The 26,311-nt window shown below is 68.4% G+C and carries 21 protein-coding genes and 1 tRNA gene; 6 read left to right on the forward strand and 16 right to left on the reverse strand.

Annotated features, from left to right (window positions below):
* Nucleotides 1-30 precede the first annotated feature (30 nt).
* Nucleotides 31-1,326 (reverse strand): MFS transporter, encoded by a 1,296-nt coding sequence (locus tag ACYVDN_RS06250; RefSeq protein WP_460569506.1) that lies wholly within the window; start codon nucleotides 1,324-1,326, stop codon nucleotides 31-33.
* Between the two features lie 186 nt (nucleotides 1,327-1,512).
* Between ACYVDN_RS06250 and ACYVDN_RS06255 the strand changes: the two genes are divergently transcribed.
* Nucleotides 1,513-2,145 carry a TetR/AcrR family transcriptional regulator gene (locus ACYVDN_RS06255; protein ID WP_460569508.1) on the forward strand — a complete coding sequence of 211 codons (633 nt, stop codon included), beginning with the start codon at nucleotides 1,513-1,515 and terminating at the stop codon, nucleotides 2,143-2,145.
* Here ACYVDN_RS06255 and ACYVDN_RS06260 read toward each other — a convergent pair.
* Nucleotides 2,138-2,773 carry a histidine phosphatase family protein gene (locus tag ACYVDN_RS06260; RefSeq protein WP_460569510.1) on the reverse strand — a complete coding sequence of 212 codons (636 nt, stop codon included), beginning with the start codon at nucleotides 2,771-2,773 and terminating at the stop codon, nucleotides 2,138-2,140. The two genes, ACYVDN_RS06255 and ACYVDN_RS06260, sit on opposite strands and share 8 nt — an antisense overlap.
* 98 nt (nucleotides 2,774-2,871) lie before the next feature.
* Complete coding sequence (locus tag ACYVDN_RS06265) at nucleotides 2,872-5,010, reverse strand: acyltransferase family protein (protein ID WP_460569512.1); 2,139 nt, start codon at nucleotides 5,008-5,010, stop codon at nucleotides 2,872-2,874.
* Nucleotides 5,011-5,219: 209 nt separating this feature from the next.
* On the opposite strand from ACYVDN_RS06265, the gene ACYVDN_RS06270 reads away from it, so the two are divergent.
* A complete protein-coding gene (locus ACYVDN_RS06270) occupies nucleotides 5,220-6,008 on the forward strand; it encodes a phosphatase PAP2 family protein (protein ID WP_460569514.1) in 789 nt (262 codons plus the stop codon).
* Between the two features lie 56 nt (nucleotides 6,009-6,064).
* Nucleotides 6,065-6,787 carry an NUDIX hydrolase gene (locus ACYVDN_RS06275; protein WP_460569516.1) on the forward strand — a complete coding sequence of 241 codons (723 nt, stop codon included), beginning with the start codon at nucleotides 6,065-6,067 and terminating at the stop codon, nucleotides 6,785-6,787.
* A gap of 162 nt (nucleotides 6,788-6,949) precedes the next feature.
* Here the strand turns inward: ACYVDN_RS06275 and ACYVDN_RS06280 are convergent.
* The 6 genes from ACYVDN_RS06280 to ACYVDN_RS06305 form a co-directional block, all read right to left on the reverse strand.
* Nucleotides 6,950-7,024 (reverse strand) — tRNA-Gln (locus ACYVDN_RS06280).
* Nucleotides 7,025-7,147: 123 nt separating this feature from the next.
* Nucleotides 7,148-8,677 carry a glutamate--tRNA ligase gene (gltX, locus tag ACYVDN_RS06285; RefSeq protein WP_460569518.1) on the reverse strand — a complete coding sequence of 510 codons (1,530 nt, stop codon included), beginning with the start codon at nucleotides 8,675-8,677 and terminating at the stop codon, nucleotides 7,148-7,150.
* A 75-nt stretch (nucleotides 8,678-8,752) separates the two neighbouring features.
* Complete coding sequence (locus ACYVDN_RS06290) at nucleotides 8,753-9,241, reverse strand: hypothetical protein (RefSeq protein ID WP_460569520.1); 489 nt, start codon at nucleotides 9,239-9,241, stop codon at nucleotides 8,753-8,755.
* Between the two features lie 32 nt (nucleotides 9,242-9,273).
* Nucleotides 9,274-10,047: a fumarylacetoacetate hydrolase family protein gene (locus ACYVDN_RS06295; RefSeq protein ID WP_460569522.1), complete on the reverse strand. Its 774-nt coding sequence runs from the start codon at nucleotides 10,045-10,047 to the stop codon at nucleotides 9,274-9,276.
* Between the two features lie 9 nt (nucleotides 10,048-10,056).
* Nucleotides 10,057-11,175: a branched-chain amino acid transaminase gene (locus ACYVDN_RS06300; protein ID WP_460569524.1), complete on the reverse strand. Its 1,119-nt coding sequence runs from the start codon at nucleotides 11,173-11,175 to the stop codon at nucleotides 10,057-10,059.
* Between the two features lie 72 nt (nucleotides 11,176-11,247).
* Nucleotides 11,248-12,309: a 3-isopropylmalate dehydrogenase gene (locus ACYVDN_RS06305; RefSeq protein WP_460569526.1), complete on the reverse strand. Its 1,062-nt coding sequence runs from the start codon at nucleotides 12,307-12,309 to the stop codon at nucleotides 11,248-11,250.
* Between the two features lie 112 nt (nucleotides 12,310-12,421).
* Between ACYVDN_RS06305 and ACYVDN_RS06310 the strand changes: the two genes are divergently transcribed.
* Nucleotides 12,422-13,012, forward strand: coding sequence for a 4'-phosphopantetheinyl transferase family protein (locus ACYVDN_RS06310; RefSeq protein WP_460569528.1), 591 nt, complete (start codon nucleotides 12,422-12,424; stop codon nucleotides 13,010-13,012).
* 169 nt (nucleotides 13,013-13,181) lie between these two features.
* Here ACYVDN_RS06310 and ACYVDN_RS06315 read toward each other — a convergent pair whose 3' ends face one another.
* Together ACYVDN_RS06315 and ACYVDN_RS06320 are read right to left on the reverse strand one after the other, a co-directional pair.
* On the reverse strand, nucleotides 13,182-14,534 hold the full coding sequence (locus tag ACYVDN_RS06315) for a M1 family metallopeptidase (protein ID WP_460569530.1): 1,353 nt from the start codon (nucleotides 14,532-14,534) through the stop codon (nucleotides 13,182-13,184).
* Nucleotides 14,531-18,532, reverse strand: a complete 4,002-nt coding sequence (locus ACYVDN_RS06320; protein WP_460569532.1) for a non-ribosomal peptide synthetase — start codon at nucleotides 18,530-18,532, stop codon at nucleotides 14,531-14,533. The genes ACYVDN_RS06315 and ACYVDN_RS06320 overlap by 4 nt, the downstream gene beginning before the upstream one ends.
* 196 nt (nucleotides 18,533-18,728) lie before the next feature.
* Here ACYVDN_RS06320 and ACYVDN_RS06325 point away from each other — a divergent pair, with 196 nt between their 5' ends.
* On the forward strand, nucleotides 18,729-18,977 hold the full coding sequence (locus ACYVDN_RS06325) for a DUF6458 family protein (protein ID WP_460569534.1): 249 nt from the start codon (nucleotides 18,729-18,731) through the stop codon (nucleotides 18,975-18,977).
* A gap of 197 nt (nucleotides 18,978-19,174) precedes the next feature.
* Here the strand turns inward: ACYVDN_RS06325 and serA are convergent, their stop codons facing one another.
* A complete protein-coding gene (serA, locus tag ACYVDN_RS06330) occupies nucleotides 19,175-20,770 on the reverse strand; it encodes a Rossmann-fold NAD(P)-binding domain-containing protein (RefSeq protein ID WP_460569536.1) in 1,596 nt (531 codons plus the stop codon).
* 237 nt (nucleotides 20,771-21,007) lie between these two features.
* Between serA and ACYVDN_RS06335 the strand changes: the two genes are divergently transcribed.
* Nucleotides 21,008-21,862 (forward strand): NAD-dependent epimerase/dehydratase family protein, encoded by an 855-nt coding sequence (locus tag ACYVDN_RS06335; RefSeq protein ID WP_460569538.1) that lies wholly within the window; start codon nucleotides 21,008-21,010, stop codon nucleotides 21,860-21,862.
* 16 nt (nucleotides 21,863-21,878) lie between these two features.
* Here ACYVDN_RS06335 and ACYVDN_RS06340 read toward each other — a convergent pair whose 3' ends face one another.
* From ACYVDN_RS06340 to ACYVDN_RS06355, 4 genes are all read right to left on the reverse strand, one after another.
* Nucleotides 21,879-22,646 (reverse strand): copper homeostasis protein CutC, encoded by a 768-nt coding sequence (locus ACYVDN_RS06340; RefSeq protein WP_460569540.1) that lies wholly within the window; start codon nucleotides 22,644-22,646, stop codon nucleotides 21,879-21,881.
* A gap of 188 nt (nucleotides 22,647-22,834) precedes the next feature.
* Entirely contained in the window at nucleotides 22,835-23,863 is a 1,029-nt protein-coding gene (ilvC, locus tag ACYVDN_RS06345) for an NADP-dependent ketol-acid reductoisomerase (RefSeq protein ID WP_460569542.1), read from the reverse strand.
* Between the two features lie 89 nt (nucleotides 23,864-23,952).
* On the reverse strand, nucleotides 23,953-24,462 hold the full coding sequence (ilvN, locus tag ACYVDN_RS06350; protein ID WP_460569545.1) for an acetolactate synthase small subunit: 510 nt from the start codon (nucleotides 24,460-24,462) through the stop codon (nucleotides 23,953-23,955).
* A gap of 3 nt (nucleotides 24,463-24,465) precedes the next feature.
* A complete protein-coding gene (locus tag ACYVDN_RS06355) occupies nucleotides 24,466-26,277 on the reverse strand; it encodes an acetolactate synthase large subunit (protein ID WP_460569547.1) in 1,812 nt (603 codons plus the stop codon).
* Between the last annotated feature and the right edge of the window lie 34 nt (nucleotides 26,278-26,311).

Consider the following 26,311-nt stretch of genomic DNA (forward strand, 5'->3'; position numbering starts at 1 on the left):
GGTTCAGGTGGGTCGGCTGATGGATGTCGCTCACTTGGTCGCCTTGATGAACCAGACGGCGAATGCGCCGAGGATGCTCAGCACGATGCCCACCGGGAACAGCGCCGAGTACCCGAAGGCCAGCACGATGGCGCCGGCCACACCGGGCGCGAGCGTCTGCGGCAGGGTCGCGGCGATGTTCACCACGCCGAGGTCCTTCGCGAACGACTTCGCCGAGGGGAGCACCTGGCTCATCAGCGCCGTGTCGACCGCCTGGAACATGCCGAAGCCGAGACCGAGGATGAACACCATGATCATCCACGAGGTCAGGGTCGGCCACACCCACGGAAGGATCAGCGCGAGCCCCATCACGACGGACGACCCGAACACGAACGGCTTGCGACGACCGATCCGGTCGGAGAGCGGTCCGGAGACGACGGTGGCGATCAGCACGCCGACGAGGCTCAGGATGCCGAGCAGCGGGATGACGTCCTGGGGCTTTCCCACCTTGAGGTAGTCGGTCAGGATGTACAGCTGGAACCCGGTGACGCCGAAGTATCCGGTGTAGAGCAACAGCCGGCCGGTGAACGCCCAGAAGAAGTCCGGGTGCTTGATCGGGTTGACCCAGAACGTGCGCAGGAAGTCGCCCAGCTGGAACGGCTCGCGAGGCGCCTGCTTGCTGGAGTAGTCGGGGTTGAAGACGATGAACAGTGTCAGGGCGACCAGCGCGAGCACGGCGAAGAAGACGTAGCCAACGGCGATGCTGTTGAAGAACAACGAGCCGATGATCTGGCCGCCGAGCGCTCCGACCATCAGGCCGATGCCCGAGAGCGCGGCGAAGGTGCCGCGTCGTGCGAGCGGCACGCGGTCGGGCATCACGGCGCTCAGCGGACCCTGCGCGAAGTTGTAGGTGATCTGCACGAGCGTCCACGCGATCGCGATTCCGACCAGGCTGTTCGCGAACGCCAGGCCGACCAGCGACAGTCCGCCGGCGAGAGCGCCGAGGAAGATCCACGGAGCACGACGACCGAATCGCGCCCTCGTGCGGTCGGAGATCTGTCCGGCAGCGGGCTGCGCGATCATGGCGGCGAACGCGCCGATGGTCGAGACGATGGCCAGGTTCGCCACCTTGTCGGTCGGGTTCAGCGCAGTGATCTGCTGCGGGAGCAGGATGCCGGGCACCGCACCCCAGATCAGGAAGATGCTGAAGTTGGCGGGGATGATCCACCAGAGCAGGCGACGAACACCCTTGATCGGCTCTGGCGGATCCTCGTTTCCGTCCGCCGAGGCGATGAAGGTGTTCGTGGTGATCGGGGTGTCGACCGCGGCCGACGGTTCTGACGACATTGTCACGGGAAGTCCTTGCTGAGGGGTGACGCAGACGCCCGACGCTGGGCATCCGGGCCGGGCGGGCAGCGCGACCGACGACAACGTAACACAAGAAACCGGCACAAGTGTCGGTTTTGCTGCCAAAATCTGCAAAAGTGCCGGTTTTGCCTCGGGATGACCGTGCCGAACGGCACAATGAAGGAGATGTCTACGCCCACCGAACCCGGATACGCAGCAGGCCGAGCACGCCGCGAGAAGATCATCGGCGTCGCCACCGAGCTCTTCGGCCGCGTCGGATTCAACGGCGCCACCATGCTCGAGGTGGCGCAGGAGTGCGGCATCTCGCGGGCCGGGCTGTCGCACCACTTCCCCACCAAGGAGTCGCTCCTCGAGGCGGTGCTCGAGACGCGTGACAAAGAGGACTACGACCGCTTCAGGCGCAACGGCTCGGCATCCGCCGACGGGCTCGGCGTGCTGCGCGGCATGGTCGATCTCGCTGAGCACAACACTGCGGTTCCTGGCATCATCGGTCTCTACGCGGTGCTGTCGGCGGAGGCCGGCTCGCCGACGCACCCGGCACACGACTACTTCGTGCAGCGGTACGAGCGCATCCGGCGAGGCACGGCTCGTGCGCTGATAGGCGCGGACGCCGCCGGCCACCTTGCACCGGGCGTCGACGCGGACGAGACCGCCGTCGAGCTCACCGCGCTCATGGACGGGCTGCAGGTGCAGTGGTTGCTCGATCCGACGTCGGTCGACATGCCAGCGGTCATCCGCCGCCGCATCGAGGGCGTGCTGACGGTCCCCCTTTTCGAGCCTGCCGTAGTGGCTAGTTGAAGTCGATGCGCGGGTCGGGCGGGCAGTTCCAGCGCAGGATCGCCTGCCGCTCGTGCTCGTACCCGAGCTCGCAGACGCTGCCGGTGCTGAGCCGCAGGATGGCCCCGGCCGCGATGGGCAGGTCGGCCCAGGTGACCGCGAGCATCCGCAAGAAGTGTCCGTGCGAGACGAGCAGGGCGTCCTCGCCGCGCTGCAGCGTGTCGGTGCACTTGTCGATCACGCGCTGTGCTCTGGCCTGAACCTGCTCGGCGGTCTCCCCCGGTGTCTCGCCCGGGACGACGCCGTCGGTCCACAGATCCCACGGTGCACCACCGCGCGACTCCCGGATCTGCGACGTCGTGATGCCTTCATATCCGCCGTAATCCCATTCGACCAGGTCGTCGTCGATGGTGGGATGCCCGTACCCCGCGAGCGCAGACGTGCGACGCGCCCGCATCCGAGGGCTGCACAGCACCATCGCGAAGTGGTGGCCGCGCAGCATCGACCCCTGGTCGCGCGCCTGCTGCTCACCGACTTCGGTCAGCGTCAGATCGGTGACGCCGGTGTGCTTCCCGACCCTGCTCCACGGTGTCTCTCCGTGGCGGATGAGCACCAGCTTGCCTTCGCGATCGGTCTCGCCGTCTGACATTCGTCCTCCACGCCTCGTCCTCCCCTACCCTTCCAGATGCGCTGTTCGTTGCACAGCACCATGCCGCACAGAGCGCTGGATGCCCGACGATGAGCCCCTCAGAGCAATGGGTCCAGCTTGCTGCCGAGCGGCCCGGCCAGCTCGGCGGCGAACGTCGCGGTCAGGTGGTGCGAGTCGCGGTACACCAGCGTGTCGCCGATGATCGCAGGGCAGGTGCGGCCGCACAAGTAGTCGTTCACGTCGATCAGCGGAACCCCCAGCGCTGCCGCGGTGCTCTTCTGGGCGGCCCTGGTGGCGGAGTCCAGCACGTCGGATGCGGGGCGGGCACAGTCATCCGCCGACGTCAGGTGCGCGCTGAGACACGCGACCGGACTGGTACCCATGTCCGGCGTGTCCGCCAGCACGACGACTTGGGCATGCGGGGCGAGCGCCTCGATCGTGCTGCGCATGCCGCGCTCCCACTGCGACGCCTCGTCGCCCGCCTTCTCGAACACCGGGTCGACGTAGTCCGCGATCACGATCACGTCGAGCGGATCGCTCTGCAACTGCTCGATCACGCTCGCACGCCAGGTGTCGCACGACGCGTAGGGGGCGCCCTTGTAATCGACCTCGACGTCGGCGGCGGGACATCCACTCTTCGTCTGCGTGAGCAGGCGGTATCCGGCATCGTCGGCGACGCGACGCATCGCGGGGAACCATTGCGCGGCATGCGAGTCGCCGAACAGCGCGATCGTCTTTTGCCCTGACCCGAACACGCAGGGATGCGGAACACTGGCCGTCGAGTCGAGCTCGCACGAGTCCGAGTAGAGCTCCGGATCATCGTCAGCTGCATGCTCCAGGTCGGGCGTGAGGTTCGTCGGAACGTACGAGGTCTCAACGGGAGGAGCAGCGGGCGGTGCGGATGCCGCAGCCCGACTGGATGCGAGCGGAGCAGCCGTCGCCACGATGAGCGCAACCGCACATGTCGCGGCCAGCACTGCGCTGCCCGTCCCCGCAGCGATCAGCGTCCTCCGCGGACGCGCGGCAGGCCCGGACCGGGCACGTCTCGCCGGCGTCTCCACGAACCGGTAGAGCAGCCACGCGATCGGCACCGACACGACGGCGAGCGCGGCGGTCTGCCACAGCGCGAGCGGATGTTCGTACCCTACGGATGCCTGCGCCAGCTCCAGCACAGGCCAGTGCACCAGATAAAGGGAGTACGAGATCGCGCCCACGAACAGCACGGGCCGGAGTGCGAGCACCCGAGCTGGGCCGAACCGCGACTCCCCCGTGCCGCCGACGATCATCGCCACCGCGCCGAGCACGGGCAGGATGACCGCCACTCCCGGAAACGTCGTGCCGGCCGAGTACAGCGCGCAGCAGGCCAGGATGACCAGCAGTCCGGCCCACGCGAGAGCGCCGGAGATCGCCAGCCGCAGCACGCCGGAGCGCTCCCCCGCGCCGCTCGGCTCTCCAGCGCCACTTCGCTCCCCCGCGAAGGCTCTCTTGCCTCGCATCACCAGCGCGACCACAGCTCCCGCCCCGAACTCCCACGCACGCGTCCACGGCGAGAAGAAGGCGATCGGCTCGTCGGTGTACGTCTGCGTGACACAGGCGACCAGCGACACGACGAGAACAGCGGCGAGCACCACCGTGATCACAACGGCGGCCGTCCGGGTGGCGGTGGTCGCTCGCGGCGCCATCGGGTCCTGAGCGCGAAGGTCCGTCATCCGATTAGAGACGCGCCGTGTCATCCACATCCCCAGCGCCCACACACCGACGAGGAGGGCGGGCCACACCAGGTAGAACTGCTCCTCGACGCCGAGCGACCAGTAGTGCTGAAAGACGGACGGCGTTGTGTTCGCGAGGTAGTCCGTCTGCTGGGCCGCGAATGCGAGGTTGGGCACGTAGAGCGCGGTGGCGATCGCGTCGCCCAGCACCTGCGGCCGCACCGCGGGGGCGACGAGCAGCATCGCCGCCGCGACGGTTGCCGCCAGCACAGCGAACGACGCGGGCAGGATGCGCCGAGCCCGCCGTGCGTAGAACGCGCCGAACCGCACGCGCCCGGTCGCGTCGTGCTCCCGCACCAGGTGCGCGGTGATGAGGTATCCGGAGATGACGAAGAACACGTCGACACCGACGTAGCCGCCGGTTGCGAACGGCAGCCCCGCGTGGTTCGCGACGACCGCGAGAACGGCGAGCGCCCGCATCCCCTGGATGTCCGGGCGGAAGCCGCGATCGGACGGAGCAGAGGTCATCCCTTCAACGCTACGAGCGACTCCGGTGAGCTTGGTGAACGTCAGGGGTCGCCTGCATGAACGCGCGTGCATCTCGATCGGGCGTTCACGTCTGTGCCGATCCTGTGCGAACCGGCAGATGAGATGTACGCGTCTTGGGGATATCTCAGTACGGCCCCCGAAGAATCATGAGGATGCCCGAACCCCGTCGGGCGGCGAAAGGCGACGACATGGCCCAGACATCTGAGCAACCGGCCGGCACGGCGATGCCGACAGGCAAGGTGAGGCGGCAGCCGAGTCGCGCCGAGCAGCTCGTCGTGCCCCTGCGTCACCCGATCGTCGCGGTAGTTCTCGGCCTCGTCGGACTGATCATCGTGATCATCGCAGGCTTCGTGCTCACCCACAGCGCCTCACTCACGAAGGCCGACTTCGCAGGCGTGCTCGCGCTCAACGGCTCGCCGTCGCACCTCGCCGACCTGGCCTCGCTCGCCGCGACGTGGATCGTCGCGCCGACGCAGGCCATCCTGATCGGCATCATCATCGCGATCGTGGTCGCTCTCGTCTCGCGCAGCCTCGGCACCGGAATCTTCACCGCGGCGACCATCGCGGTCACCTGGCTCGGATCTGATGTCGTGAAGTACATCGTCGACCGTCCGCGTCCGCCGGTGGCTCAGCTGGTGCACAATGCAGGCGGGTTGGATGTCGACCCGAGCTTCCCCAGCGGGCACGTCGTCTTCGTCGCGGCCACCGCGGTCACGTTCATCCTGCTGCTCCGTGGACGCCGCAGCGTGTGGATCCCCGTCGTTCTCGGCCTGCTGGCGACCATCGCCATCTGTGTCGCCCGCGTCTACCTCGGCGCCCACTACCCCGCCGATGTCTTCTTCGCGGTCGTCTACTCCGTGCTGCTGACCCCGGCGGTCTACGCCGTGCTGGCGTGGGCCGGGCGCGCCAGTGGGCTGCTCGCGGTGCTCGACCGCGCGGGCGGAGCGGCTCTCCCGAGGCTTCGCCCCGCCGCCTGAGCGCGCGCTTGCGCAGTTGCACGGCGGCTCGTGACCGTCCGCGCGATACTGGCTGGATGTCCGGTAAGGCCGAGCCGTCGCGTGCGTCGGAACCCGCAGCCGAGCCGCGGGACGCCCTCGAGCAGCTGCGACGCCTCGCGGACGGCATCCGGCGATTCGCCCTGCCTGCCCCGCTTCGTGCGCTGCCCGCGACACGGCCTGCCTCCGTCCTGATCCTGTTCAGCCCGCGGGTGGTCGACTGGCAGCAGACCGATCCGTCGCCGTCGCCGTCCTGGCGTCCTGACGAGCTGAATGTGCTGCTCCAGCTTCGAGCGAGCACGTTGCGCGACCACGCGGGCCAAGTGTCCTTCCCCGGTGGTCGTCGTGAACCCGCGGACCAGAGCGCCGAGGAGACCGCGCTGCGCGAGGCCGCCGAGGAGACGGGCGTCGACCCCTCGGCAATCGAGGTGCTGTCGGTGCTCCCTGCGCTTCCGCTTCCGGCCAGCAATCACCTGGTCACGCCGGTCGTCGGCTGGTGGCCGACCCCGTCAGCCCTGCAGCCGATCGATCACGCCGAGACCACGAAGCTGTGGCAGGTGCCGGTCATCCACCTGCTCGATCCGGCGACTCGCTTCACGTTCGCGGCAGAGCGATTCGGTACGAGATTCACGACCCCCGCATTCGATGTCGACGGCGTCGTGGTCTGGGGCTTCACCGCGATGGTGCTCGACGCCCTCTTCGACACCCTCGGCTGGGCGATCCCGTGGGACGCCTCCCGCCTCCGCGGCCTCGACCGGTAAGCGTCGCCGTCCTGGCTCCAGCTTCCCTTCGAGCGTTCTGCACTGCAGATTCTGAGTGCGATGGCCCCGATTTTGGAACTACATATCCCACATATGTCACACGCGGAACTGCAAGATCCACCACGGCTACAGCAGAACCACGGACTGATCAGGGTCTTTCTTTGGCTGGGGTACCTGGACTCGAACCAAGAACAACTGAACCAGAATCAGCCGTGTTGCCAATTACACCATACCCCACCGGTCTACCCCATCGAGGAGCGGACGGCGCTCCGCGTCTCCGCGGCACAAGCGTCAACTTTACCGTACGGATGGGGCGGCATCCAAAACGGCGTCGGCACCCGTCGAACGGCGCGCGCTGACCTACGCGTCGAGGGTCGCCCGCAGGCCCCGCAGCCGCGCGAGGGTCTCCCCTTTGCCCAGGATCTCCATCGACTCGAAGAGCGGCGGAGATACCCGGCGGCCGCTCACAGCGACTCGCAGCGGGCCGAAGGCGACCCGCGGCTTGAGGCCCAGCACCTCGATCAGCGCGACGCGCAGCGCCACCTCGATGGCGTCGTGCACCCACAGGTGCTCGGCGAGCCGATCCAGCGCCTCGAGGGAAGCGTCCAGCACCTCGGCCGCATGATCCGGCAGGGTCGCGCGGGCGTCATCCTCGATCTTCAGCGAGGCGGCGTTGGTGAAGAGGAAGCCGAGCATCCCCGGCGTCTCACCCAGCAGCTGCACGCGCTCCTGCACGAGCGGGGTCGCGGCCTCCAGAACGGCGTGGTCGCGGTCGCTGAGGGGCTCGGTCAGGATGCCAGCCCCGACCAGGTACGGAATGGTGCGTGCCCTGAAGTCGTCGGGCTCGAGCATCCTGATGTGGTCCGCATTGATCGCCTCGGCCTTCTTCAGGTCGAAGCGCGCCGGATTCGGGTTGACGTCGGTGACGTCGAACTTCTCGACCATCTCCTTCAGGGAGAAGACGTCGCGGTCGTGGGAGTATCCCCAGCCGAGCAGCGCGAGGTAGTTGTCGAGGCCCTCAGGCACGAAACCGCGGTCACGGTGGTGGAAGAGGTTCGACTCCGGGTCGCGCTTCGAGAGCTTCTTGTTGCCCTCGCCGAGCACCGACGGCAGGTGCCCGAAACGGGGCACGAAGTCGGTCATCCCGATGTCGATCAGCGCCCGGTACAGCGCGATCTGACGCGGGGTTGAGGGCAGGATGTCCTCCCCGCGCAACACGTGCGTCACACGCATCAACGCGTCGTCGATGGGGTTCACGAACGTGTACAGCGGCTGCCCGTTCGGGCGCACCACCACGAAGTCGCTGAAGGAGCCGGCCGGGAACGTGATGGGACCGCGCACGAGATCGTCGAAGTCGAGCGCCTCGTCGGGTACGCGCAGGCGCAGGGCCGGCTGGCGCCCCTCGGCGCGGTAGGCCTCACGCTGCTCATCCGTCGTGTCACGGTCGGCGTTGTCGTAGCCGTGCTGCTTCGGGCGGCCGGCTGCCTCGTTGCGCGCCTCGATCTCCTCGGGGGTCGAGTAGCTCTCGTAGACGTGACCGGAGTCGATCAGGCGGTCGAGCACGGCCGCGTAGATCTCCGAGCGCTGCGACTGGCGATACGGGCCGTCGGGGCCGCCCTTCTCCACGCCCTCGTCCCAATCGATCTTGAGCCACGTGAGCGCGTCGAGCAGCTGCTCGTAGCTCTCCTCCGAGTCACGCGCGGCATCCGTGTCTTCGATGCGGAAGACGAGCTTGCCGCCGTTGTGCCTGGCGTACGCCCAGTTGAAGAGCGCGGTGCGGATGAGGCCCACGTGCGGCGTGCCCGTCGGCGAGGGGCAGAAGCGCACGCGCACGTCGCTTCCGGTGGCGGTGGTGACGGGATACGCGGCGGGAGAAGAGGTCTCTGACATCGTGCTCAAGTCTACGGTGGGGCGGGCCGCCGGAGCCGAGCGCTAGTGGAGCGGATGACCGTGACGAACGGACTGCTAGCGCTGCACCTCGACCAGCAGTACCCACGCGTTCAGCATCGAGATCGCGAAGATCAGCGCGATCGCGGCTGCCACCAGGAACAGCCCGGCCTCAAGGCCCGCGATCACCAGGATGCCACCCACCAGTGCCAATGCAACGGGCACGACGCCTAGCACCACACGCGACAGCCTGCTCATCATCGACACGTTGTACGTGGTGTCGGTCAGCACGCGCTGCGACATCAGCAACGGTGGGAAGAGGGCCAGGATGCTGGCGGCGACGAACTCGATACCGAGCGCGACATCCGTCTGATGCGGCATCAAGCCAAGGATCACCAGCACCAGGATGAGCACCATGGAGCTGATCGTCGCACCGGCCCGTGATGGGAGGGTGCGTGAGGCGATGATCTGCTTGATCGTCACGCTCATCGCCACGATGATCAAACCGGCGAGCGCGGCGGAAGCGCCAGCGACCGCGACGTAGAAGTCGCTCCAGCCCTCCGTCATGCGGGAAGTCTAGCGAGCCGGTGGTGGCGGGATCAGCCCTTCGCGCGCACCGGGTTCGAGAGCGTTCCGATGCTGCTGACCGTGACATCGACTCGGTCGCCCGCGACGAGCGGCCCAACACCCGCCGGAGTGCCCGTCATGATGACGTCGCCGGGGAGCAGCGTCCACACGCTCGACGCGTACGCGACCAGCTGCGGGATGCCGTGGATGAGGTCATCCACCCTGCCGCTCTGCCGTACCTCGCCGTTCACGCTGGTTTCGATCGTGGCGGATGACGGATCGAACTCCGTCTCGATCACGGGCCCGAGCGGGCAGAAGGTGTCGAACCCTTTGCCCCTCGCCCACTGGCCGTCCGCACGCTGCAGGTCCCTGGCGGTGACGTCGTTGCCGACCGTGTAACCGAAGACGTACTCTAGGGCGTCATCCTCGGTCACGTCCTTGGCGATGCGGCCGATCACCACGACGAGCTCGCCCTCGTGCTCGACCCGCTCGGACTGCGGAGGCAGCACGATCGCGTCATCCGGCCCGATCACCGCGGTGTTCGGCTTGAGGAACATCAGCGGCGCCTCGGGCGCGACCGACCCCATCTCCTCGGCGTGATCGTGGTAGTTGCGACCGATGCCGATCACCTTGGAGCGCGGCAGCACGGGCGCGAGCAGCGAGACGTCCGCGAGCTTGACACGCTCCCCGGTCGTATCGAAGCCCGAGTACATCGGGTCGCCTGAGAGCAGCACCCACTCGCGCTCATCCTCGTCGAGAATGCCGAACGCGATCGAACCGGCGTGACTGAAGCGTGCGATCTTCATGCGGCGCGGTCAGCCGTCGAGCCTGGTGAGCCAGCCGTGACGGTCTTCGGCGCGACCGTATTGGATGTCCGTGAGCTCGGCCCGCAGAGAAAGGGCCAGCTCGGTGGACTCCGGCCGGTCGTGCACGATCTCGAAGTCGTCGGCCACGAGGCGTCCGATCGGCACGAGCACGGCGGCGGTGCCGCACGCGAACGCTCCGACGATCTCACCGGATTCCGCACCGGAACGCCACTCGTCGATGGTCACCGGGCGCTGCTCGACCGTGAGACCACGGTCCCTCGCCAGCTGAAGGATGGACTTCAGCGTGACGCCCTCGAGGATCGAGTCTGACTCCGGCGTCACGAGCGAGCCGTCACGCCTCACCAGCGCGACGTTCATGCCGCCGAGCTCCTCGAGGAACTCCCCGTCGAGGTAGAGCACCTGCTCGCAGCCCTTCGCGTACGCCTCCGCCTGAGGCAGAAGGCTCGACGCGTAGTTGCCGCCGGTCTTCGCGGCGCCGGTCCCGCCCTTGCCGGCACGCGCATAGTCCTGCGCGAGGGCGATGCTCACCGGCTGCACACCGTGCGCGAAGTACGCGCCGGCTGGGCTGGCGATCAGGTAGTACGCCACCTTCTTCGCCGCGCGAACGCCGAGGAAGGCCTCCTTCGCGAACATGAACGGCCGCAGGTAGAGGCTGGTCTCAGCGGCGTCGGGCACCCAGGCGCCGTCGACGGCGATGAGCTGCTTCAGCGACTCGATGAAGTACTCGCTCGGCAGCTCGGGCAGCGCAAGACGCTGTGCTGAACGCTGCATGCGCAGGGCGTTCTGGTCGGCGCGGAACGTGTGGATCGAACCGTCAGCGTGGCGGTACGCCTTGAGACCCTCGAAGACCTCCTGCGCGTAGTGCAGCACGGCGGCGGCAGGGTCGAGCTGGATGGGGCCGTACGGGCTCACACGCGGCCTGTGCCATCCACCCTTCTCCGACCAGCAGATGTCGACCATGTGGTCGGTGAAGTGCTGGCCGAAGCCCGGGTCGGCCAAGACCGCCTCACGCGCCTCCGCTGAGGCGGGCGCCTCGTTGCGGGTGACCTGCCAGAGCAGGCCGGTGCCCGCTGGCGGGTTCGAGATGTCGGTGAGCGGAATGGTCATGGGCTTCCCCTTTGAGCAGAAGTGGCGGATGTCTGCGGCAGCCGCCGAGAAAAGGTTACGTCGATCTGCCTGCTACCCGGCCACCCGTGCTGCGATCGCGTCACCGATCTCCTGCGTGGTTCGCGGTCGAGCCTCCCCCGCCGTACGTTCGGCGAGATCGGAGGTGACCGCTGAGCGAACGCGGTTCGCGGCATCCGTGAGTGCGAGGTGGTCGAGCAACAGAGCGACGGACAGGATGGCGGCGGTGGGGTCTGCCTTGCCCTGCCCGGCGATGTCGGGTGCCGAGCCGTGCACCGGCTCGAACATGCTCGGGTACGTGCCGTCGGGGTTGATGTTGCCCGAGGCCGCGAGTCCGATGCCGCCGCTGATCGCGGCCGCCAGATCGGTCAAGATGTCGCCGAAGAGATTGTCCGTGACGATGACATCGAATCTAGCAGGGTCGGTGACGAAGAAGATCGTCGCCGCGTCGACGTGCAGGTAGTCGACTGAGACGTCCGGATGCTCGGAAGCCACGACATCCACGATGCGCTTCCAGAGACCGCCGGCATTCACCAGCACGTTGGTCTTGTGCACGAGGGTGAGCTTCTTGCGGCGACGCTCCGCCTGCTCGAACGCGTAGCGCACGACACGCTCGACGCCGTACGCGGTGTTGATGGAGAGCTCGTTTGCGATCTCGTGCGGCGTGCCCTGCCGGATGACGCCGCCGTTGCCGACGTACGGACCTTCTGTGCCCTCGCGCACGACGACGAAGTCGACGTTGCCGGGGTCGGCGAGCGGGCTCACGACTCCGGGGAGGATCTCGGTCGGACGCAGGTTCACGTAGTGGTCGAGGGCGAAGCGCAGGCGCAGCAGCAGGCCGCGCTCGATGTTCGCGCCGGCGAGACGCGGGTCGCCCGGCTTGCCGCCGACCGCGCCGAGCAGGATGGCGTCGTGAGCGGAGATCGATGCGAGGTCCTCGTCGGTGAGCACGTCGCCGGTCTTCAGATACCTGCCTGCGCCGAGCTCGAAGTGGGTCTTGTCGAAGACGACCTCCGCCGGGTCGACCGCGGCGTCGAGCACCTTGACCGCCTCGGCGATCACCTCCGGCCCGATTCCGTCACCGGGGATGACCGCGAGCCTGACCTGACGCGACATGGGACTCCTTCGTTGTGCTCGACACGTTGGGATACCAGCGTATCGGCGCGGCTCGTATGCTTGCGCCAGCTTTACTTCGCTACTCGACCAGCGGCGTGGGAGAGGAGGCGGCATGCGGGTCATCCGGGCGGCGCACGGCGTGCTCGTCGGCATCGCTCCGCGTGCGCATGGCACCCGGGATGACGTTCGCGCCGCTGGGCGCATCATGCTCGCGTCGCTCGTCGCGGAGCTCGTGGGAGTGGATGTCCGCGACGTGGTGATCGACGCGCGCTGTCCTCGCTGCGGGCTGCAGCACGGGCGGCCCAGGGTGACGGCGCCGTCGGCGGCGGTCGGCACCGGGGTCTCCGTCTCGCACGCCGAGGGGACGACGGTCGTGGCGGCAGTCCTCTCCCGGACCGTCGGGGTGGATGCCGAGCCGGCGCACCTCGACGCGGAACGTGCTGCGGCCATCCACGAGATCGCCGGCGAGTCCCCGGACGGCGCTGAGCCGGCGCGGCACTGGACGCGGGTGGAGGCCGTGCTCAAGGCGGACGGGCGCGGGCTGGAGGTCGATCCGCGCGGCATCCTGTTCACCGTGGTCGACGGCGTGGCGGTGCTGGCGCGCGTAGCCGACCGCCCCGAGGAGTACGCCGTGCTCGACGTCGAGGCGCCCCACGCCCTCTGCGTCACCGTCGCCCTCGGGCATGTCCCCGCTGCTGGTTGAGGAGCACCGCGCAGCGGCGCTCTCCCGTGGGTTGAGGAGCACCGCGCACCGGCCCGTCCCCACCGCTGGTTGAGGAGCACCGCGAAGCGGCGCGTCTCGAAACCCCCGACCCGAGCGGGTTTCGGGACGCGCGCCTACGGCGAGCTCCTCAACCCACGGGGACGCGCGCCTACGGGACGAGGGGCAGCGCCGGCGGGTCCGGCAGAGCGGGCAACTCGGGCAGGGGGAGGCGGTAGAGCCAGAGGTCGATCAGCTCGGCCGCCTCCTCCCCCATCACGCGCTCCGCCAGCTCGACGAAGTCGGCAGTGGTCGCCGTTCCGTGCTGGTGCGCCCACGTCCACTCGCGCAGAGTGCCGAAGAACCGCTCGTTGCCGAACGTCGCGCGCAACGCGTGCAGCGCAAGCGCGCCGCGCTTGTAGACGCGGTCGTCGAACATCCGCTGAGGTCCTGGGTCGCCGACCAGGATGTCCCGCGCCTGCCGGGTCAGCCCCTCGTGGTACTGCTCAGCGCACTCCTGCGCCGACGGGCCGCCCGAGTACTCCGACCAGACCCACTCCGCGTAGCAGGCGAAGCCCTCGTTGAGCCAGATGTCGCGCCAGTCCGCGAGGCCCACGCTGTTGCCGAACCATTGGTGCGCGAGCTCGTGGGCGACGAGGCGCTCCGACCCGCCGTGACCGTCCGCGTGATTGGCTCCGAACACGGCCATCCCCTGCGCCTCGAGCGGGATCTCGAGGTCGTCTGCCGTGATGACCACCTTGTACTCCGCGAACGGGTACCGGCCGAACGCCACGGTGAAGCACGTCAGCATGTCGGCGAGCGGCGCGAAGTCGGCCGCGACCCTGCGAGCGAGCGACCGCGGCCGGATCAGCTTCAGCGGAACGACCGCTGAAGCGTCGACGTGGGTCTGATACCGCCCGATCTGTATCGTCGCGAGATAGCTCGATGTGGGCTCATCCTGCACGTACTCCCAGCTCGCCACACCGGACGAGAGCGACTTGTGCACGAGCTCGCCGTTCGCGACGGCGACGTAGGAGGCATCCGTCTCGATGCGGATGCGGTAGCGCGCCTTGTCTGCCGGCCTGTCGTTGCACGGGAACCACGTCGGGGCTCCGGTCGGCTGTGCGGCGACGATGACGCCGTCCTCCAGCTCCTCCCAGCCGATGGTGCCCCACCGCGAGCTGCGGGGCCGGGGCGAGCCACCGTACTCGACGCGCACACGCACGCACTCGTCCGCAGCGACCGACGACGGCAGGGTCACCGTCAGCTTGGTGGCGTTCTGTGTGAAGCGCGCGGACTTCTCGCCCACCTTCACCTTCGTGGCACGCAGACCCACCAGGTCGAGGCTGAGCGAGCGGATGCCCCTGTTCGCGTACGCCGTGATGGTCGCGACGGCATCGAGCCGGTTACGCGTGATGCGGTACCGCAGCTCGAGGTCGTACGACTCGACGCGGTAGGCGTCGCTACCGCTGGACTTGAGGTACGGCTCCCGCCGTGACGTCGTGAAAGGCAGCCCCGACGTCATCGGCTCTGGTCAACGTGGTAGTCGGCGGTCTTGACCTCGCGCCACGGACCGATCGGATTGCCGCTGAATCTGCTGCGATCCGGTACGAACTCGCCGCGCATCACAAGGGATGCCGGTCCGACGGTCGCGTGCTCCCCCACGCGAGCCGCGGGCAGGATGACGCTGTGGGGCCCCAAAGTCGAGCCGTTGTCGAGTGTCACGTCGTCGATGCTCATGATTCGATCATGGAACAGATGGGTCTGCACCACACAACCGCGGTTCACCGTCGACGCGTCTCCGAGGCGCACGAGATCGGCTTCGGGCAGCCAGTGGCTCTCGCACCAGACGCCGCTTCCGATCGACGCGCCGAGGCTGCGCAGCCACACCACGAGCGCCGGAGTTCCCGAGGCTGACAGCGCGAACCAGGGCGCGGCCACCATCTCGGTGAACGTGTCTGAGACCTCGCTGCGCCACACGAACGATGACCACAGCGGATGCTCTCCCACGGCGATCCGCCCGATGAGCGCCCACTTGCCTGCCGTGCTGATGATCGCCGCAACCGCACCCGTGATCAGCATCACGATGCCGCTCAGGAGAACCGCGGCGACCACTCCCCAGTACTCGGTGATGGCGAGCAGGGCGAAGATCGTCCCAAGGCCGATCGCGCAGGTGAAGAACACCGGCACGATGCGGCACAGCTCCCAGAGGGTGCGGGCGACCTTCAGCGAGGTCGGCGGGTGGAAGGTGCGGGAGTCGTCTCCCTCGTTCGCCGTGCGCCGCAGCCGCATGGGCGGCGAGCCGATCCACGACGTTCCCGGCTTGGACTTGCGCGGCGCGACGGACAGCACGGCGACGAGCGCGTCGCGTGGCACCCGGCGGCCGGCTCCCGCCATGCCGGAGTTGCCGAGGAACGCGCGCGATCCGATCTCAGCAGGTGCGATGCGCAGCCATCCACCGCCCAGCTCGTAGGACGCGACGAGGGTGTCGTCGGCGAGGAATGCGCCGTCCTTGACGTTCGTCATCTTGGGCAGAAGAAGCACCGTGGATGCCTCGACGTCGTGTCCGACCCGAGCCCCGAGCATCCTGAGCCAGACCGGCGTGAACAGGCTCGAGTAGAGCGGGAACAGCACGGTGCGGGAGAGGTCGAGCAGGCGCTCGGTCGTCCACACCTGCCATCCGATCCTGCTGCGAACCGGGTAGACGCCCTCCTTGAGGCCGATGCCGAGCAACCGCACGAACACCACGATGGCCCCTGCGATCACCACTCCCGCGGCGAGTGTCGCGGGGATGACCGCGAGGAACGCACTCCCCACGATGGCGCCGAAGGTGTCGCCGCCCGCGAGTGCGACGATCACCAGGGCAGCAACGGCGAAGCCGACGATCGGGATGAGCGAGAGCGCCACCGACGACGCGGCGTAGCCGAAGACCCACGGAGTGCGACGCGGCGGCCGCTCCTCCGGCCACCACTCGTCGACGTGGCCGACGCGCACGGCGGGCGACCCGGCCCAGCGCTGGCCTGACGGAACGCGGCCGAAGACCGCGGAGCCCGGGGCGATCTCGGCGTGCTTGCCGATGCGCGCGCCGGGCAGCAGCGTGCTGCGCGCGCCGACCGTGCTCTGCGCACCGATGCGGATCCCTCCGATGCGCACCAGGTCACCGTCGATCCAGTGCCCCGCGAGGTCGACCTCGGGCTCGATCGATGCGCCGCGACCGATCGTGAGCATGCCCGTCACGGGCGGGAGGGCGTGCAGGTCGACATCCGGCCCGATCTTCGCGCCGAGCGCCCTGGCGTAGTAACTCACCCACGGGGCGCCTGCCAGGCTCACTGCCCCGATCTGGTGCGCGACCTGTTCGGCCAGCCAGAGTCGCAGGTGCACGTTGCCGCCGCGCGGGTAGTCGCCGGGGCGCACGCCGGCGAGCAGCGCCCGCGCCGCCACGACGGAGATCGCCATGCGACCCCACGGCGTGGCGAAGATGATCAGGCCGATCACCAGCACGGGCCACGGGATGGTCGGCAGCGCGTCGAAGCCGCCGAACGCCCTGACGATCGCGGTGCCGGTCAGTGCATAGAGGAGCCACCGCACGCCGCTCAGGATGAACAGAGGAACGCCGAGCAGCGTCTGCACCCACTGCGTGCGGAGCGGTGTCGGAGGGATGCGGTGCACCGATCGCGTGAGGTCCAGCGTCTCCTGCCGGGCGACGAGCTCCGCGGCCATCGCACCGAGCCGCGGATGCGCGTAGATGTCGGCGACCGTGAACTCCGGGTCGATCTCGCGGATGCGGGTCACGAGCTGTGCTGCTGCCAGCGATCCGCCGCCGAGGTCGAAGAAGTTGGCGTCCGCGTCGGTCACGCTCGCGCCGAGCACGGCCTGCCAGAAGCGGGCGAGGGTGGCGGTTGCGACGCTGAGCGGGCTTTCCGAGTCGGATGTCAGCTCCGACGCATCCGATGCAAGAGGCCACGGCAGCGCAGCCCTGTCCACCTTTCCCGACGTGCGCGTCGGCAGGTCGGGCACCACGGCGATCAGCGGTACCAGCGCTGCGGGGAGCTCCGCACGGAGCTCGGCGAGTGCCGCCACCCTGTCGAAGGATCCGTCCTCGGCCACGGCGACGTAGCCGACGAGCACGTCGTTGCCGGCCTCCGTCTTGCGCACAGCGACGGCGGCTCCCGCCACGCCGGGCAGCGCCTGCAGCGCGGACTCGATCTCGCCGAGTTCGATGCGACGGCCGCCGACCTTGACCTGGTCATCCGCTCGGCCGTTGAACAACAGGCCGGCCGGGTCGAAGCGCACGAGGTCGCCGCTGCGGTAGGCGCGGTTCCATCCGAGGGCGGGGAACGGCGCGTACTTCTCAGCGTCCTTCTGCGGGTCGAGATAGCGGGCCAGCCCGACGCCGCCGATGATGAGCTCGCCGACCTCGCCCTCGGCGACCCTGGTGCCGTCTGGGGCGACGACGGCGAGGTCCCAGCCGTCGAGCGGCAGCCCGATGCGCACGGGCTCCCCTGCGGCCAGAAGCGAACCGCAGGCGACGACGGTCGCCTCGGTCGGTCCGTAGGTGTTCCAGACCTCGCGGCCGTCGCCGACCAGGCGCTGCACGAGGTCGGGCGGGCACGCCTCGCCGCCGAAGATGAGCAGGCGAACGGAGTCGAGGGCGTCGGTCGGCCAGAGCGCCGCAAGCGTCGGCACCGTCGAGACGACGGTGATGCCGTGGGTGGTGAGCCACGGTCCGAGGTCGGTCCCTGTGCGCACCAGCGAGCGCGGCGCAGGCACGAGGCAGGCACCGTTGCGCCAGGCCAGCCACATCTCCTCGCACGAGGCGTCGAAGGCCACGGAGAGGCCGGCGAGCACCCGGTCCCCCTCACCGATCGGCTCGGCAGCGAGGAACATCCTCGCCTCCGCGTCCACGAAGGCGGCGGCCGAGCGGTGAGTGACAGCGACGCCCTTGGGCACGCCGGTCGAGCCCGAGGTGAAGATGATCCAGGCGGTGTCGTCGACGGTCGGGGATGTCTGGATCGGTGTGCTCGACGTGCTGGGGTGCGGCGCCGCACCGGTGTAGAGGTCGACGGTTCGGGCGGCGGCCGGTGCGACCTCGTCGGCCGGCGTGGACGCGTGCTCGTCGGCCGGTGTGGACGGCGTGTACACACCCGCGCCCGAGATGATGCCGCGCACACGTGCCTCACCGAAGACCAGGTCGGCGCGCTCCTGCGGGTCGTCGGCGTCGACGGGAACGTATGCCGCCCCCGCTGCGAGCACACCGAGGATCGAGACGTACAGCTCGCGGGTACCGGACGGCATGCGGATGCCCACCCGGTCCCCGCGCCGCACCCCGGCCGATGCCAGCGATGCCGCCGTCGTGACGACTCGCGCCATGAGCTCGCGGTAGCTGAGCGCTCCGATCGGATCCTCGATCGCGGAGGCGTCTGGATGACGCTGCGCAGTGGCACGGAGCACATCGATCAGCGTGCGTTCTGGCGGTGCGAATCCGCTTCGGGTCAGAACCTCGACCTGTCCCCCTGCTGACAACTGCCCTCCTCGTCGGTGCCCGGCGTTCGGTGCACCGTACCCGCACTCGGCAAAGTCCAAGTGAACACCATGATCCCGCGCGCGCCGTTCGGTGGCGCGTTCGACCCGCTAGCACAATCCCGCGGAGTCTGAAAACCCTGTCTCGGCAGGTGAGCACCCACGTAGGCTGATTGACACCAGAACGGGAGGTAGACACGTGAGTATAGGTGGCGGAATCTTTCTGATCGTCGTCGGCGCGATCCTGGCGTTCGCGGTGACGGTGAGCCCCAGTTGGATCGATCTGCAGCTGGTCGGCTACATCCTGCTCATCGCCGGGGTGCTCGTGACGATCCTCGGCATCGTGCTGCTGACGCGTAAGCGCCGCTCGACGGTGACACGCAGCCGCACGATCGACCCACAGACCGGTCGTGAGATCGACAGCACGACGCGCGACGACCAGCCCTGAGTCATCCACTTCGCCGCGAGCCACCACCCCGTCGCCCAACCACCACCGACATGGCGTCGACCGGGTGGTGGCTCGACGAATCATCACCCCGTGGGTTGAGGAGCACGCCAAAGGGGCACGTCTCGAAACCCCATCGCTGGGCGGGTTTCGAGACGCTCCGCTTCGCGGTGCTCCTCAACCCACGGGAATGGCCCGCGTCAGGACTCGGTGATGTCGATCGCCTGCATCACGTCGGCGTCGATCGCCGCGCGAACCGTCTCCAGGATGCCGTCCGGCACGGGTGAGTCGACGGTGAGCACGCTCAGCGCCTTGCCGCCCGCGGTGGTGCGCGCGATCTGCATGCCGGCGATGTTGATGCCGGCCTCGCCGAACTCGCGACCGTAGACCGCGACAATCCCCGGACGGTCGTCGTACACCATGACGATGAGGTGCTGTGCGAGGGGAACCTCGACGTCGTATCCGTCGATGCCGACGATCTTCTCGATCTGCTTCGGCCCGGTCAGCGTGCCGGAGACCGAGACCTGCGAGCCGTCGGCGAGCGCACCGCGCAGGGTCAGAACGTTGCGGTAGTCCTCGCTGGCGGCATCCGTCAACAGTCGCACCTCGATGCCGCGCTGCTCCGCAAGGAGCGGTGCGTTCACATAGGAGACGTTCTCGCTGACGATGTTCGTGAAGATGCCCTTGAGCGCGGCGAGCTTGAGCACGCTGACGTCGTACTCGACCAGCTCACCACGGATCTCGACGTCGACGCTCGTGATCGGGCTGTTCTTCGCCAGTCCGCTGAAGACCTGTCCGAGTTTCTCGAGCAGCGGGATACCCGGCCGCACGTACGGGTCGATGACGCCACCCGCAACGTTGACCGCGTCGGGTACGAGCTCGCCAGAGAGCGCGAGCCGCACGGAACGAGCGACCGAGATGCCAGCCTTCTCCTGCGCCTCCGAGGTGGATGCACCGAGGTGCGGGGTGACCACGACGTTGTCGAGGCCGAGCAGCGGCGAGTCCAGCGGAGGCTCGGTGACGAACACGTCGAGGCCTGCGCCGGCGATCGATCCGGCGGTGAGGGCACGGTAGAGGGCATCCTCGTCGATGAGGCCGCCGCGGGCGACGTTGACGATGTACGCGGTGCTCTTCATCAGGGCGAGCTGGTCGTCCCCGATCATCCCGATCGTCTCGGGCGTCTTGGGCATGTGGATGGTGATGAAGTCGGCCTGCTGCAGAAGTTCGTCGAGGGTCACGAGCTGCACGCCGAGCTGCTGCGCCCTTGCGGAGGTGACGTAGGGGTCGTACGCGATGACGTTCGTGCCGAAGGCCTGCAGCCTCGCCGTGATGAGCGCGCCGATGCGGCCGAGGCCGATGATGCCGATGGTCTTCTCGTAGAGCTCGGTTCCCGTGTACTTCGAGCGCTTCCACTCGCCACCCGAGAGCGATGCGTCGCCCGCGGGGATGTGCCTTGCCAGCGACAGGATGTGCCCGATCGTGAGCTCGGCCGCGGAGATGATGTTCGAGGTCGGCGCGTTGACGACCATCACACCGGCGGCGGTGGCCGCCTTGATGTCCACATTGTCGAGTCCCACTCCGGCACGGGCGACGACCCGCAGCCTCGGGGCCGCAGCGACGGCCTCCGCGTCGATCTTGGTGGCGGAGCGGATCAGCACGGCGTCGGCGTCGGCGAGCGCAGAGAGCAGCGCGGGACGATCGGTTCCGTCGACGTTCTTCACGTCGAAGTCGGGCCCGAGGGCATCGACGGTGGCGGGCGAAAGTTCCTCGGCGATCAGCACGACCGGTTTCGACACGTGTGGAGACCCTTCGATTGGGGATGAACGGTGGATTCGCCGACGGGATGCCGCCGGCACGCCACGGCCTCGGGGCGCGATCACCACAACTTTAGCGGCCTCAGAGGGAGGCGCTGCGCAGGTGAGCACTGGTACGACGGACGGGTTGGCCCGGTCTCAGCGACCGCCAATGGCCTAGCACCCGATGCGCAGACCTCCGTAGCGTGTCACACGAGGAAACATTCGAAGGGAGACGCGATGAGGATCCTGCTCGCGGGAGGCGCCGGCGCCATCGGAAGGCAGCTCACCCCTGCCCTGGTGCAGGCGGGACACGAGGTGTTCGCCACCAGCCGATCGAGCGCGAAGGCCGGGGTTGTCGAGCAGGCGGGCGGGCATCCGCTCGTGATGGATGTCTACGACGCCGACAGCGTCGAACAGGCATTTCTCGCGTCGCGCCCCGAGGCGGTCATCCATGAGCTCACCGATCTGGCGGGATCCGACCGCGCAGGCAACTCGCGCGTACGGATCGAGGGGACCCGCACGCTGGTGGACGCCGCAGTCCGCCACGGCGTCGGACGGATGGTCGCGCAGAGCATCTCGTGGGTCGTGCCGGACGGCGACACGCCGGCAACCGAGAGCGAGCCGTTCAGAGACGGCGTGACACCGGGCGTTCCCGAGCTCGAGGGCGCCGTGCTCGGGCTGAGCGACGGCGTGGTACTGCGGTACGGCCAGCTGTACGGGCCGGGAACCTGGTACTCGCGCGGCGGGCTCAGCGCCATCGCGGCGCAACAGGGGACGCTGACGTCCATGGCGGAGGTCGGCAGCTTCGTCCACGTCGCCGATGCAGCAGCCGCGACCGTGCTCGCCCTCGAGTCGCCTCACGGAGTCGTCAACGTGGTCGACGACGAACCCGCGCGTGCCGAGGAGTGGATGCCCGAGTTCGCGTCATCCGTCGGCGCACCTGCCCCCGCGATTCCGACGAACCTCCCACACGGTCGCCCGATCTCGAACGCCCTCGCGCGCAGCATGGGCTGGACGCCGCGCTACTGGTCCTGGCGGGAGGGATTCACCTCGCCGAACGGCGGCGTGGCCGTCACACCGCCGGTCGAGTAGCGCGGCCGCGCAGCCGTCACGCGTATCGAGACCCGTGTGACTGCCCTGTGGCGATCGCGCGACGTGCCGCCATCGCAGCGCGAACCAGCGCCACATCGGTCACGTCGTAGTCGGGGTGGCCACCACCGGGGCCGGACGGGAACCCGGTCGCCGTTCCCCGAGCGGAGAGGTGCACGGCGTCCACACCGGCCTCCGCGAGTGTGGGGAGCTGCTCGGCGCTCACTCCCCCGCCGGCCATGATCTCGATCCGACGGACCGCCCGTCGCGCGAACTCGCGGAGCGTGTCCGCGCCCTCGATCGCGCGACGCGACGCGCCGGACGTCAGGATGCGTCGCACCCCGACCTCCGCCAGAGCGCCGACCGCGTCGGCCGCATCCACGGCGACGTCGATGGCGCGATGGTACGTGACATGGAGGTCGCCGGCGGCGTCGACCAGCGCGGACGTCGTCACAAGGTCGACGTGTGAACGGTCATCCAGTGTGCCGACGACCACGCCGCCGACGCCGAGCTCACGGAGCAGGCGCACGTCGGCGAGCATGACCTCGATCTCGTCGGCCGAGTACACGAAGCCTCCTCCGCGCGGGCGCACGAGCACGTGGACGAAGTCATCACGGCCGGCGTCGCGCGCGACCTGTACGGCGCGCTCGACGACCCCGGGCGATGGGGTCAGTCCCCCGACGCCCAATGCGGAGCACAGCTCGACGCGGTCGGCGCCCTCTGCGAGGGCGATGCGTACACCCGCGACATCCTGAACCGCGATCTCGACGGCTAGTGCCTTGGGCATCCAGTATCCCTTCGCCCTCGTTTCCGCCTCTCCCGCGGGTTGAGGAGCACCGCGTAGCGGCGAACCCCCACCGCTGGTTGAGGAGCACCGCGTAGCGGCGCGTCTCGAAACCCGCACCACGGCACTCAGCCGCATGCGGGGTGTCGAGACGCGCGCCTCACGGCGTGCTCCTCAACCTGCGAGAGTGTCTAGCGGGCGACCTCGCCGTCGACGTAGTCGTCGTCGTTGGAGGCGTTCCACGCGAAGAGCTTGCGCAGCTCGCGACCGGTGGACTCGATCTGGTGCTCCTCGCCCTTCTTGCGCTCCGCGAGGAACTCGGGGGCTCCGGCGTCCTGGTCGGCGATAAAGCGCTCGGCGAAGGCGCCGGAGCGGATGTCGTCGAGAACGCCCTGCATGGCGTCCTTCACGTGCTGGTCGACGACGCGCGGACCCGAGACGTAGTCACCGTACTCGGCGGTGTCCGACACGCTCCAGCGCATCTTGGAGATGCCGCCCTCCCAGATGAGGTCGACGATCAGCTTCATCTCGTGAAGCACCTCGAAGTAGGCGATCTCGGGCTGGTAGCCCGCCTTCGTCAGGGTCTCGAAGCCCGCCTGGATGAGGTGGGTGACGCCACCGCAGAGCACGGCCTGCTCACCGAACAGGTCGGTCTCGGTCTCCTCGGTGAAGGTGGTCTTGATGCCGGCCGCGCGGAGTCCGCCGATGCCCTTGGCGTAGCTGAGCGCGAGGGCCCATGCGCTGCCGGTGGCGTCGTTCTCCACCGCGACGATCACGGGAACGCCGCGGCCCGCGACGTACTCGCGGCGCACGGTGTGACCGGGACCCTTGGGGGCGACCATGATCACGTCCACGCTGTCGGGCGCCGTGATGTAGCCGAAGCGGATGTTGAAGCCGTGCCCGAAGACGAGCGCCTTGCCGTCGCTGATGTTCGGCGCGATGTCGTTCGCATAGAGGTGACGCTGCACCTGGTCGGGGGCGAGGATGACGATGACGTCGGCCCACGAGGTTCCCTCGGCGGGGGTGACGACCTGGAAGCCGGCCTCCTGGGCGCGCTGGGTGGACTTCGAGCCCGCCTGCAGACCGATGCGCACCTCGACGCCCGAGTCGCGCAGGTTCTGTGCGTGCGCGTGGCCTTGCGAGCCGTAGCCGACGACGAGCACCTTCTTGCCCTGGATGATCGTCAGGTCGGCGTCGTTGTCGTAATAGATCTCAGCCATGGGGTGTTGTCTCTCCTTGTTGTTCGTGAATCGGATGTCGGTCTCGATACGCGCGCTGTGCGCGCTACTCGACCTTGACGGCTACTCCGTCAATTCTTGAAGACGCGCTCGGTGATGGACTTCGAGCCGCGACCGATCGCGAGCAGTCCGGACTGCGCCATCTCTTTGATGCCGTAGGGCTCGAGCACGCGAAGGAGCGCCTCGGTCTTGCCCGTGTCGCCGGTGACCTCGATCACGAGTGCGTCGGGCGAGACATCCACGACGCGTGCGCGGAACAGGTTCACGGCCTCCAGCACCTGGGAGCGGGTCGCGTTGTCAACCCGCACCTTGATGAGCAGGTGCTCGCGCTGCACGGACTGCGACTGGTCGAGCTCGACGATCTTGATCACGTTGATCAGCTTGTTCAGCTGCTTGGTGACCTGCTCCAGCGGAGCATCCTCGACGTCGACGACAACGGTGATGCGCGAGAGGCCCGGCACCTCGCTCACACCGACGGCGAGCGACTGGATGTTGAACCCACGACGCGAGAAGAGCCCGGCAACGCGGGTGAGCAGGCCCGCCTTGTCTTCGACGAGCAGCGACAGAACGTGTGTCGACATGGCCTACTCCTCTCCCCAGGTCGGTGCATGGTCCTTGGCGTACTGAACGTTGGAGTTGCTGACCCCTTGCGGGACCATCGGCCACACCATGGCGTCGCGGCTCACGATGAAGTCGATGACGACCGGGCGGTCGTTCGTCTCCAGCGCCAGCTTGATGGCGGCGTCGATCTCCTCGGCCTTGGTGACGCGGATGCCAAGGGCGCCGTACGCGTCGGCCAGCTTCACGAAGTCGGGGATCATCGCGGTCTCGTGTCCGGTGTTCAGATCGGTGAACGAGTGGCGGCCCTCGTAGAAGAGGGTCTGCCACTGGCGCACCATGCCGAGCGACGAGTTGTTGATGATCGCGACCTTGATCGGGATGTCGTTGATCGTGCAGGTGGCGAGCTCCTGATTGGTCATCTGGAAGCAGCCGTCACCGTCGATCGCCCACACCGCACGGTCGGGCTCGGACACTTTCGCTCCCATCGCGGCCGGAACCGCGAAGCCCATCGTGCCTGCGCCTCCGGAGTTCACGAACGCGTTCGGACGCTCGTACTTGATGAACTGGGCAGCCCACATCTGGTGCTGACCGACGCCGGCGACGTACACGCCCTCCGGTCCGGTGAGCTCGCCGATGCGGGTGATCACGGCCTCCGGCGACAGCAGGCCGTCGCTGGTCGGCGTGTAGCCGAGCGGGAACTCCTTGCGAAGCCCGTCGAGCTTGGTCCACCACTCGCTCAGGTCGGGCTTGCCGACCGCTGCGACCTCGTGCTCGTACGCGGAGGTCAGGTCGGCGATGACGTCTTTGGCATCGCCGACGATCGGGACGTCTGCATGGCGGATCTTCGAGATCTCCGCCGGGTCGACGTCGACGTGCACGATCTTGGCGTGCGGAGCGAACTCCGACACCTTGCCGGTCACGCGGTCGTCGAAGCGGGCGCCGAGCGAGACGATGAGGTCGGCATCCTGCAGCGCGAGCACCGCGGGAACCGTTCCGTGCATGCCGGGCATGCCGAGGTGCTGCTCGTGCGAGTCGGGGAACGCGCCACGGGCCATCAGCGTCGTGACGACCGGAGCACCGGTCGCCTCCGCGAGCACCAGCAGCTCGGGCGACGCCTCGGAGCGCACCACGCCACCGCCGACATAGAGCACCGGCTTGCTCGACTCGACGAGCAGGCGTGCCGCGGCGTGCACCTGCTTGCCGTGAGCCTTGGTCACCGGACGGTAGCCAGGAAGGTCGACCACCGGCGGCCAGGAGAACTCCATCAGGTTCTGCTGCGCGTCCTTCGTGATGTCCACGAGCACCGGGCCGGGACGTCCGGTCGACGCGATGTGGTAGGCGGCCGCGATGGTGGCGGGGATCTCGGCAGGGTCCTTCACCAGGAAGGAGTGCTTCGTGATCGGCATCGTGATGCCGACGATGTCGGCCTCCTGGAAGGCATCCGTCCCCATCAGGGTCGAGAAGACCTGCCCCGTGATGAACAGGGTGGGAACGGAGTCCATGTGTGCGTCGGCGATCGCCGTCACGAGGTTGGTCGCGCCGGGGCCGGACGTCGCGATGGCGACACCGACCTTGCGCCCGGCGGTGGCGTAGCCCTCCGCAGCGTGACCTGCGCCCTGCTCGTGGCGCACCAGGATGTGCCTGATGGCGTCCTGCGCCATGAGCTCGTCGTAGAAGGGGATGACGGCGCCGCCAGGGATGCCGAAGACATCCTTGACGCCGAGATGAGCGAGCGACCGCAGAATGGCGGCCGACCCGGTGATGAGATTCGAAGTGCCATCGGCCCCGGCAGCGCGCGCTGCCGAAGCCGGCACGGCTCTAGGTTCCGTTGTCATGGGGGACGATGTCCTTCGTTGCGAAGTTGAGGAA

This window comes from Humibacter soli (assembly GCF_054779035.1).